10 protein-coding genes and 1 pseudogene are annotated in these 9,551 nt (G+C 69.2%); 7 read left to right on the forward strand and 4 right to left on the reverse strand.

The features are described 5' to 3' along the window. Together AN233_RS07605 and AN233_RS07610 are read right to left on the reverse strand one after the other, a co-directional pair. Positions 1-281 (reverse strand): annotated as a pseudogene (locus AN233_RS07605) (DUF7124 domain-containing protein); the annotation flags it as partial. A gap of 112 nt (positions 282-393) precedes the next feature. Continuing rightward, the gene (locus tag AN233_RS07610) at positions 394-1,632 is read right to left on the reverse strand and encodes an NAD(P)/FAD-dependent oxidoreductase (RefSeq protein ID WP_058366198.1); all 1,239 of its coding nucleotides are present in this window, start codon (positions 1,630-1,632) and stop codon (positions 394-396) included. A 208-nt stretch (positions 1,633-1,840) separates the two neighbouring features. Between AN233_RS07610 and AN233_RS07615 the strand changes: the two genes are divergently transcribed. The 7 genes from AN233_RS07615 to AN233_RS07645 all read left to right on the forward strand — a co-directional run bounded on the left by AN233_RS07615 (position 1,841) and on the right by AN233_RS07645 (position 8,479). Then, complete coding sequence (locus tag AN233_RS07615; RefSeq protein WP_058366199.1) at positions 1,841-2,437, forward strand: DUF6149 family protein; 597 nt, start codon at positions 1,841-1,843, stop codon at positions 2,435-2,437. A gap of 46 nt (positions 2,438-2,483) precedes the next feature. Further along, on the forward strand, positions 2,484-3,476 hold the full coding sequence (locus tag AN233_RS07620; RefSeq protein WP_058366200.1) for an AI-2E family transporter: 993 nt from the start codon (positions 2,484-2,486) through the stop codon (positions 3,474-3,476). A 72-nt stretch (positions 3,477-3,548) separates the two neighbouring features. Next, positions 3,549-4,946, forward strand: a complete 1,398-nt coding sequence (gene cofH / locus AN233_RS07625) for a 7,8-didemethyl-8-hydroxy-5-deazariboflavin synthase subunit CofH (protein WP_058366201.1) — start codon at positions 3,549-3,551, stop codon at positions 4,944-4,946. Positions 4,947-4,955: 9 nt separating this feature from the next. Next, on the forward strand, positions 4,956-6,194 hold the full coding sequence (locus tag AN233_RS07630; RefSeq protein WP_245626034.1) for a cation:proton antiporter: 1,239 nt from the start codon (positions 4,956-4,958) through the stop codon (positions 6,192-6,194). Positions 6,195-6,288: 94 nt separating this feature from the next. After that, on the forward strand, positions 6,289-6,552 hold the full coding sequence (locus AN233_RS07635) for a DUF2250 domain-containing protein (protein WP_058366202.1): 264 nt from the start codon (positions 6,289-6,291) through the stop codon (positions 6,550-6,552). Between the two features lie 294 nt (positions 6,553-6,846). Next, entirely contained in the window at positions 6,847-8,070 is a 1,224-nt protein-coding gene (gene pan2 / locus AN233_RS07640) for a proteasome-activating nucleotidase Pan2 (RefSeq protein ID WP_058366203.1), read from the forward strand. A 124-nt stretch (positions 8,071-8,194) separates the two neighbouring features. Beyond that, complete coding sequence (locus tag AN233_RS07645; protein WP_058366204.1) at positions 8,195-8,479, forward strand: hypothetical protein; 285 nt, start codon at positions 8,195-8,197, stop codon at positions 8,477-8,479. A 9-nt stretch (positions 8,480-8,488) separates the two neighbouring features. Here the strand turns inward: AN233_RS07645 and AN233_RS07650 are convergent, their stop codons facing one another. Together AN233_RS07650 and AN233_RS16810 are read right to left on the reverse strand one after the other, a co-directional pair. Continuing rightward, positions 8,489-8,872 (reverse strand): DUF5811 family protein, encoded by a 384-nt coding sequence (locus AN233_RS07650; RefSeq protein WP_058366205.1) that lies wholly within the window; start codon positions 8,870-8,872, stop codon positions 8,489-8,491. 166 nt (positions 8,873-9,038) lie between these two features. Continuing rightward, positions 9,039-9,314: a hypothetical protein gene (locus tag AN233_RS16810; RefSeq protein ID WP_125919996.1), complete on the reverse strand. Its 276-nt coding sequence runs from the start codon at positions 9,312-9,314 to the stop codon at positions 9,039-9,041. Positions 9,315-9,551 lie beyond the last annotated feature (237 nt).

Consider the following 9,551-nt stretch of genomic DNA (forward strand, 5'->3'; position numbering starts at 1 on the left):
TCCTCCTCGCCGGTGCCGACGAAGACGTGGCGCTCGGTGTCGAACTGCCGCAGAATGTTCTCCAGGCTCTCCTCGACGCCGCGGGGGCCCGAGAAGAAGTCCTGTCGGACGCGGTGTTTCCGCGTGAAGTTGGTGACGACGTACGTCGGCTTCTCGGAGACGACGCCGACGTACTCGGTCCACTGGCGCGCCCCGTTGAACACGGCGTTCGGGTCCGCGAGACGCTTCAGCGCCTCGAGCTCGAACGCCAACGTCATGTCCGAAGATCCGCCGCTGTCCATACGCGAGGATACCTGCGCGGGGCGAAAACGGCTTCGCTTCGGGCTGCGGGGAACGCGCCCACCCGACCGCGGCCGCGGACGGAGGAAACGGAGAACGGACGGCTCGCGACGTCTACTGCTCGGAGGCGGCCTTCAGGTCCTCGACCGAGAACCCCTCCTGCATGAGGGTCTCCTTCTGGTCGGCGACGTAGCGCTCCTCGCGCATCAGCTGCTTGTAGGCGGACTGGGGGGCGAGGTCGCCGATGAGGACGCCGCCGACGATCTTGCCGTCCTTCAGCGCGAGCTTGCGCCACTCGCCCTCGCCGGTGGTCGCCTCGACCTCGTCGTCGCCCAGCGTCGGGTGGCCAAAGGAGAGGAACGGGAAGTCGAAGTGCGTGATCGAGTACGAGGAGACCCAGCGGAACTCCTCGGAGCCGTACTCGACCATGTTCCTTGCGGCGACCGTCCCCTGCTCCTTCGCGGAGCCCCACGCGCCGTTTTGCGCGCGCTCGCCGAGGATGACGTCGTGGAACTCCGTGATGTCGCCGGCCGCGTACACGTTGTCGACGTTGGTCCGCATGTACTCGTCGACGATGATCCCGTTGTCCGTCGCGATCGGCGTCTCCTCGACGATCTCGGTGTTGAAGTTGAGGCCGATGGCGACGCCCGCGAAGTCGCAGTCGTAGCGGTCGCCGTTGGGGTCGACCGCGGCCTCGACGCGGCCGTCGTCGTCGACCTCGAAGTGGTCCACGCCGGAGTCGAACACCGGCTCGACGCCCACGTCGCGCATCGCCTCGTGCATGATCTCGGCGCCCTCGTTCGAGAGGGCGTACCGCCACCACGAGTCCCCGCGCATCAGGTACTTCCCCTCGACGTCCTGCGCGCCGCAGATGGCCGCGAAGTCGATGCCGAGCAGCCCGGCGCCGACGATGACGCCCTTCTCGGCGCTCTCGACGGACTCCTTGATCGCGCGCGCGTCCTGGAACGTCCAGAAGTGGTGGACGCCCTCGGCGTCGGAGTTGTCCACCGGGAGCTGGGTCGGCGTGCCGCCGATGGACAAGAGCAGTTTGTCGTACGCGAACGTCTCGCCCTCGTGGGTCGTCACCTCGTCCGCCTCGATGTCGACGTCGACGACCAGCGTATTGAGCCGGAGGTCGATGTCCCGCTCCGCGTACCACTCCTCGTCGTGGATGGAGATGGGCGCTGCGGGCAGTTTCCCCTTCGCGAACTCCTTGATCAGGATCCGATTGTAGAGGGCCTCACCCTCGTCCGTGAGCACGGTGATCTCGGCGTCCGGCTGCTCCTCGCGCAGCGTCTCGGCCGCGGAGGACCCGGCGACCCCATCGCCGATGATCACGTACGATTCGGTCATACGCGGCCGTTCGTATTCGGGGTTAATGTGGATTGCTATCCGAATCCGGGAACGAGAGTTTCTCTCATGGGGATTCAAGGGATTCCCTTACCGAATATTAGGGATCCGCCGCGTGTCGCCGACCGATCGTCGACCGTGGCCGTTCGTTCCCTGCCTCGTTCGGTCCGTTCGCCACACATTGAAGGGTTCACGGCACCAATGCTGAAGTATGAAGATCCGCCAGAACGTCCGCCACTGGGCCGCGAAGAAGGCCCTCACCGCGCCGGTGATCGGGGAGGCAGCCCACGACAAGCTCGTCGACCTCCACACGACCATCTTCCTCAACAAGGCCGACGAGGAGCGCCGCGAGGAGCGCCGCGCGCACCTCGACGACTTCTTCGACGCGACGATGGCGACGTACCTCACCGCGCTGCAGGCCGGGTTCCCCGAGGCGAAGGCACGCGAGATCACCCATGTCCAGGCGAACTTCGACTTCTTCAATCACGGCTGGACGGAGATGATGGAGATCCCCGGCGACGAGATCGAACCCCACTACCGCCGCTACGAGGAGTTCTTCACGAAACACGGGATCACCATCGACGATCCGCTCGGGGAGTTCCGCCCGCCGGAGGGGATCGCGGAGGCCCCCGAGACGCCCGAGAAGCTGACGGAGCCGGAGTACGAGAACGCGAAGGCGGGGTTCGCGGACGACGCCTACGTCGAGACGGAGGACGGCGAGACCGTGGTCGGCGGCGAACGCGAGGAGCCGGCCGACGTGGACCCAAGCGCCGCGCCCGGGCTGGACGAGGAAGAAGCGGCGGACTGACGCGGGTCGGAGCGACCCTTTTGAGGACGGCGTGTGACGTTGCCGTATGAACCGCGGACAGGCGTTCCTGATCGGTCTCCTCGGGACCGTCGCCCTCCTGACGGCGTTCGTCGTCTTTCCGTTCATCGAGTACGTGATAGCCGCCTGCATCCTCGCGTACGTGCTCTATCCCCTTCATTGGCGACTCCGTACGCGAGTCGGGGGGATGGCGTCCGCGCTGGCGCTCGTCGGCGGCACCGTCGGCGCGGTCGTCGTCCCGCTCGCCTACATCGGCGTCGTGTTCGTCCGCGAGGTCGCAGCGATCGCCGACCGGGAGAGCGACCTGAACGTCGCCGTCGTGGAGGAGCGGATCCTCGGCCTGACCGGCCGGGAACCGGATCTCGAGGGAGCGCTCTCGACGCTCGGGCGGGGGATCGCGGAGACGATGTTCGGCGGCGTGGGCGGGTTCGTCGCGAGCGCTGCGAAGGCCGGCATCGGCGTCGGGCTGAGCCTCTTCCTGCTCTACTACCTACTCCGGGAGGGGCCGGCGTTCGTCGCGTGGCTCCGGGACCTGATCCCGCTACCGGACCGGGTCACCGACGCGCTGTTCGCGAAAGTCGACGCCGCCACGTGGGGCGTCGTCGTCGGACACATCTCGGTCGCGATCGGACAGGCGCTCATCGCCGGCGTGGGGTTTTGGCTCGCCGGCGTCCCGGACGCGGTGTTCTGGACGTTCATGATGGCCGTGCTCGCGCTGCTGCCGCTGATCGGCGCGTTCCTCGTGTGGGGCCCCGCCGCGGCGTACCTCGCGCTCGTGGGCGAGCCGGTCGCGGCCGCACTGCTGGCGGCGTACTGTCTCACCGTGGTGAGCTTGTTCGACAACTACGCGCGTCCGATCGTCATCGACCAGCGGATCCACATCAACCCCGGCGTCATCCTCGTGGGCGTGGCTGGCGGGATCTACGCGGTCGGCTTCACGGGGCTGTTCGTCGGCCCCATCGTCATCGGCGTGTTCGTCGCCACGCTGGAGACCGTCCGCGAGGACTACGACCGGGTGTGAGACCCCCGGCGGCGTCGGCAGCGTTCTCCGCCGACCGTCCCGCTTTTTACGTCCGGCCGGCGAGGTGAGGGCATGACCGACGCGCGCGAGGTCGACCCCGAGGCGGTCGAGTTCGAGGTCGTCCCCGAGACGGACCAGTCCTTCGAGAACGCGTTGGCGAAGGCGCGCGCGGGCGACCGGCTGACGGTCGACGACGGGATCGAGCTGATCACCACCGGCACCGACCGCGAGGACATCGACCCCGAACGCAAGGAACTGGTGCTGGAGGCCGCGGATCGGCGGCGGGCCGCGGTCGTCGGCGACGAGGTGACGTTCGTCGCCAACCTCAACAACAACGTCACCACCGCCTGCAACACCGGCTGTCTGTTCTGTAACTTCAAGAACACCGCTCACGCGTTCGAGGCGGACGCCGAGGTGGAGCACTCGGGGTTCACGAAGACGCCCGCGGAGTCGCGCGCCGTCGTCGAGGATGCGCTGGAGATGGGCATCTACGAGGTGACCTCCGTCTCGGGGCTCCACCCCGCCTTCGCGCTGAACGAGGAGCACCACGAGATCCTCCGGGGGTACGACGACCCCGCGAGCGCGGTGAACTACAAGCCGCCCGAGGCGTACGCGACAGATCCCGGCACGTACGTCGAGCAGATGACGGCGATGTCGGTCGACGACGTGCACCTCCACTCGATGACCCCGGAGGAGGCGTACCACGCCCGGCGCGGCACCGACTGGGACTACGAGGCCGTCTACCGCGAACTCGCGGCCGCGGGGCTCGACTCCGCGCCCGGCACCGCGGCGGAGATCCTCGTCGACGAGGTTCGCGATGTTATCTGCCCGGGGAAGATCCGGACCGACGACTGGGTCGCCGCGATGGAGGGCGCGATGGCCGCGGGACTCCCCACGACAGCGACGATCATGTACGGCCACGTCGAGAACGCGGCCCACCGCGTGGAGCACCTGAAAGTCGTCCGCGACCTACAGGACCGCACCGGCGGGATCACGGAGTTCGTCCCGCTCTCGTTCGTCCACGAGAACACGCCGCTGTACAGACACGGCGTCGTGGACGGCGGGGCGAGCCTCGCGGAGGACGAGCTCATGGTCGCGGTCGCGCGCCTCTTCCTGGACAACGTCGACCACATTCAGTCCTCCTGGGTGAAGTCGGGCGACGAGCACGGGCTCAAACTGCTCAACTGCGGCGCGGACGACTTCATGGGCACCATCCTTTCGGAGGAGATCACCAAACGCGCCGGCGGGCAGTACGGCGAGTACCGCAGCTTCGACGACTACGTCGAGATGATCACCGCCATCGGCCGCGTCCCGGTCGAGCGCTCGACGGATTACGAGAAACGCCGCCGGATCGACCCCGACGACGGCCCCCACGGCCCGACCCTCGGCCCCCGCGCGGACGGGACGCCGATGCTCGCCGGACGGGACGGAACTGGCGACGGGGGAGACCCGACGCCCGCGGACGACTGAGGGACGACCGTGATCGCTGCCTCGCTCCCCGCGTTCTCGCTTCAGGGGGCTTCAAGGCTCCCGACGCTCCCCCCGCTGGCGGTCGCCGGCGCGGTGCTGGTGCTTTTGGCCGCCGCGGGCGGCGCGAGCCGCCGGCTCGGCTACTCCGTCATCCCCGCGTACATCCTCGTGGGGATCGCGGTCGGTCCCTTCGCGCCCGCGGTCGGCGACCTGTCGCTGTCGCTCGTGCGCGACCCGGGAACGTTCCGGCTGCTCGCGGAACTCGGCGTCGTGTTGCTCCTGTTCTTCGTCGGACTGGAGCTGAGCCTCGACCAGCTGTTCACGAACCGGACGCAGTTCGTGCGGGCCGGGGCGGCGGACGTGCTCATCAGCGCCCCGCTCGGCGTCCTCATCGGGCTCGCGTTCGGCTGGTCGCTGCTTGAGTCGGCGTTCCTGGCGCTGATCGTCTTCAACTCCTCGACGGTGATCATCGCGAAGTCGCTTCTGGACCTCGGCTGGATCGCCGACGCGGAGTCGGACGCGATCCTCGGGGTGGTCGTCATCGAGGACATCCTCACCGCGGCCGCGTTCGCGGTGCTGTCGGCGGTGCTGCTGGGCGTCGCCGAGCCGGAGACGCTGCTGCGCTCGCTCGGGACCGCCGCGGCGTTCGTGGGGGTCGTGGTCGCGCTCGCGCACTACGGCGCCGATCGGCTGGAGCGGGCCTTCTCGACGACCTCGTCGGAGCTGTTCCTGCTCGGAGTGTTGGGCGTGGCGGCGCTCGTGGCCGGCCTCGGGATCGTCTCGGGCGTCAGCGAGGCGGTCGCCGCCTTTTTCGTCGGTACCGCGTTCGGGCGGACGAGCCACGTACAGCGCATCGAGACGCTCGTCGTCCCGGTCCGGGACCTCTCGGCCGCGCTGTTCTTCTTCGCGGTCGGGGCCGCGACCGACCCGCGGCTGCTCGCGGCGACGGCGCTCCCGGTCGCCGTCGCGGTGGCGGTGACGGTCCCCGGCCAGCTCGTCTCAGGGTACCTCGCCGGGCGCGCGTACGGGCTCGACGCCACGCGCGCGGTCCGCGTCGGCTGCGCGCTCGCGCCGCGCGGGGAGTTCTCGCTGGTGATCGCGGCGTTCCTCGCCGCCGCCGGGACGACGCCGGTGTTCCGCGAGACGCTGCCGGCGTTCACGGTGGGCTACGTGCTCGTCACCGCGACGCTCGGAACGGTGCTGATGAACCGGGCGGACGACATCTCCCGCCTCGCGTTCGGGCGGTGAGCGGCCGCCCCACGAGCGACCTCTCCGCGTGCAGGCTCCCGACCGGCGGGAACGGGCGCAAGGTATATGGTTAATGGTAACATTTGTCACGATCATGTCCCACGGCGCAGCCGGAGACCCGTCCGCAGACCTCAACAGCACCGACGTCCGAGTGCTCGCGTACCTCGCGGAGTCGGGAGCGGACTACCCGGCGCTCGTCGCGAGCAACACCGGGCTCCACGCGCCCCACGTCGAGCGGCGGTGCGACGCGCTCCGCGACGCGGGGCTGGTGGAGTCGGTCAGCGGCGAGGTGGTCTACCGGATCACCGGCGACGGCCGCGACGTGCTCTCGGGCGGCGGCGGCTGCGCCTCGGACTGAGCGCCGCGCTCCACCGACACCGCCCCACTCCACCGACACCGCCCCACTCCACCGACACCGCCCCACTCCACCGACACCGCCCCACTCCACCGACACCGCCCCACTCCGCCGACACCGCCCCACTCCGCCGACACCGCTGCGGCCGGCTTCTCGCACGCCGAGCGCGAGCGTCCCCGGCGCCGTTTCTGTAACCGGTTCGACCGCCGTGAAAGCGACGGGCTCCGGGTACCGCCCGGGGTCGCGTTTCGCCGACCCAAAGGCACATTTACGCGCGAACCGTAGCGCGGCCAACGAATGTCCCACAGTCCATCACTCCCGGACCGTCCCCGCCTCGAGCTGGACCCCGAGATGACCGAGGCGGAGCGGCTGGAGGCGATCCGCAAACACTACGAGCGGATCGTGCAGGTGAACGAGGAGCTGGAGCGGCGCCTCGAGGACGCGCAGGGCCGCCGCGACGACCTCAAGGACGACGTCGACGAGCTGAAACGAGAGAACGAGGTGCTGAAGACCTCCTCGCTGTACATCGCGTCCGTCGAGGAGATCACCGAGGACGGCATCGTCATCAAGCAGCACGGCAACAACCAGGAGGTGTTCACGCAGGCGTCCACGCGGATGGACGGCGACCTCGAACCGGGCGACCGGGTCGCGATCAACGACTCCTTCTCGGTCCAGACGGTGCTCGACGACGAGACGGACGCCCGCGCGCAGGCGATGGAGGTCGACGAGTCGCCCGAGGTGACCTACGACGACATCGGCGGCATCGCCGACCAGATCCGCGAGGTTCGCGAGGCGGTCGAGGACCCCCTCGACAACCCCGAGGTGTTCGAGACCGTCGGTGTCGACCCGCCGAGCGGCGTCCTGCTGCACGGCCCGCCGGGGACCGGCAAGACGATGCTCGCGAAGGCGGTCGCCAACGAGTCCGACGCCACCTTCATCAAGATGGCCGGTTCCGAGCTCGTCCGCAAGTTCATCGGCGAGGGCGCGAGGCTCGTCCGCGACCTCTTCGAGCTGGCGCAAGAGCGTGAACCCGCAGTCATCTTCATCGACGAGATCGACGCCGTCGCGGCGAAACGGACGGACTCGAAGACCTCCGGCGACGCAGAGGTCCAGCGGACGATGATGCAGCTGCTCTCGGAGATGGACGGCTTCGACGAGCGCGGCGAGATCCGCATCATGGCCGCGACCAACCGCTTCGACATGCTCGACGAGGCGATCCTCCGGCCCGGCCGGTTCGACCGCCTCATCGAGGTCCCCAAGCCCGACGCCGAGGGGAGGAGCCGCATCCTCGACATCCACACCGAGGAGATGAACGTCGCCGACGACATCGACCTCCGCGACCTGGCGGCCGACCTTGACGGCTACAGCGGCGCCGACATCGAGTCGCTGGCGACCGAGGCGGGGATGTTCGCCATCCGCGACGGCCGCACCGAGGTCCGCCGCGAGGACTTCGAGGAAGCGCGCGAGAAGCTCGCCCAGGCCGAGGAGACGGCCGACCGCGCGATTCACTACCAGTACTGATCCAGCGGTACCGACGCCTCCTTCGATACCGGCACCGCGGCGTCCGGCCGCGAACCGGCCCCCGTCTCCCGGCGGGATAATTTCTAAGTGAATTCCGGCCGTGCGATCCGACCGGGTGAGACGAATGGTGCATAGTGGCGACGCGATCATCGACGGCATCGACAGCAACCGCGGCAACGGCGGACCGAACCGGTCGGAGTACGACTGGCTCCTCGCCGCGATCCCCGTCCCGTTGCTGGTCGGCCGGACGATCGCGCCGATCGTGGGATCGTCGGCGACGCTGGGGCTGGGCGTCGGCGCGGTCGCGGCCGCGACGCTCGTCGCCTACGCGCTGTTCGGCGTGACTCCGTCCGCAGAAGGACAGCATCTCGACCGCGACCGCCGTCCGGGAGCGCCCGGCGGCGACTGACGCCGCGTCCTACTTCGCCGTCGGCGTGAGGTCGCCGTCGCCGACCGCGTTCATCACCTGTACCGCCGCGCTGGCCGCGAGCCCCTTCGCGACCTCCTCGGCGTCGGTGTCTTCGATGCCGGTCTCCAGCTCCTCCGGGTCCGGCGCGAACCCGGCGGAGACGGGATGCCCGGCCGGCGGGTTCACCGCGACCGTCGCGGTGGCCCCGCCGGTGCCCACCGAAAGCTCGGAGCCGACGATGTAGCCGTCCGGGAGGTACGACTCCGTGCGGTCGACGATCCCCGCGACGGCGGTCCGCAGCGCCCGCTCCTGGTCGGGAGAGAGGTCCACCGGCTCCGGCTCGCCGGCACCCGCGACGCCGGGAGCGCCCGCGTAGGGGTTGTTTCCGTTCATTGAGGGTGAGGGCAGTTGGTGAACGCGAGGTAAAAAGGCGTCGGCGGTCGAGAGGAACTCCGCCGCAGAACTCCGTCACGTAGCGCTCGACGGACGTTTTCGTTGGTTCAGAAGGGGTGGTGACTGGGAGGGTCGGGTCGCGTGGGGTGTTTCCAGTTCGAAAGTCTCAGCCGGCTCTCCGTACGACGTTTCTGCGACCCCTGTCGATCCTGCTGATCGGGACGGCAACACCCAGAAAGCCCCAGCCCGCTCTCCCGACGACGTTTTTGTAACTGCTGTCGATCCTGCTGATCGGGACGGCAACACCCAGAAAGCCCCAGCCCGCTCTCCCGACGACGTTTTTGTAACTGCTGTCGATCCTGTTGATCTGGACAGCAACGTCCAGAAAGCCCCAGCCGGCTCGACCGGCCGCGGCACGCTCTGCGCGCTCGCGCCTCTCCACACCGCCCGGCGCGAGTGCTTGAGGCGCCGGGGCCGGATCGAGCCGGCTGCCCCTTTCAGTCCCACCCCGCACAGCACCGCAACCGCGCCGCAACCGCAGCCTCGCACCTCCCCAGCCTCGGCGCCGGCGCGGCCGCGACACCGCAGCGCGGGACAAACCGCGTCCCGCTGGCCTCCAGCGTGCAGTAGCGCGCTGGAGACACCGCAGGCGGCCGCGCCGCCGCCTCCCTCGCGCGCG

It is taken from the genome of Haloparvum sedimenti, assembly GCF_001462205.1.
Lineage (GTDB): Archaea > Halobacteriota > Halobacteria > Halobacteriales > Haloferacaceae > Haloparvum > Haloparvum sedimenti.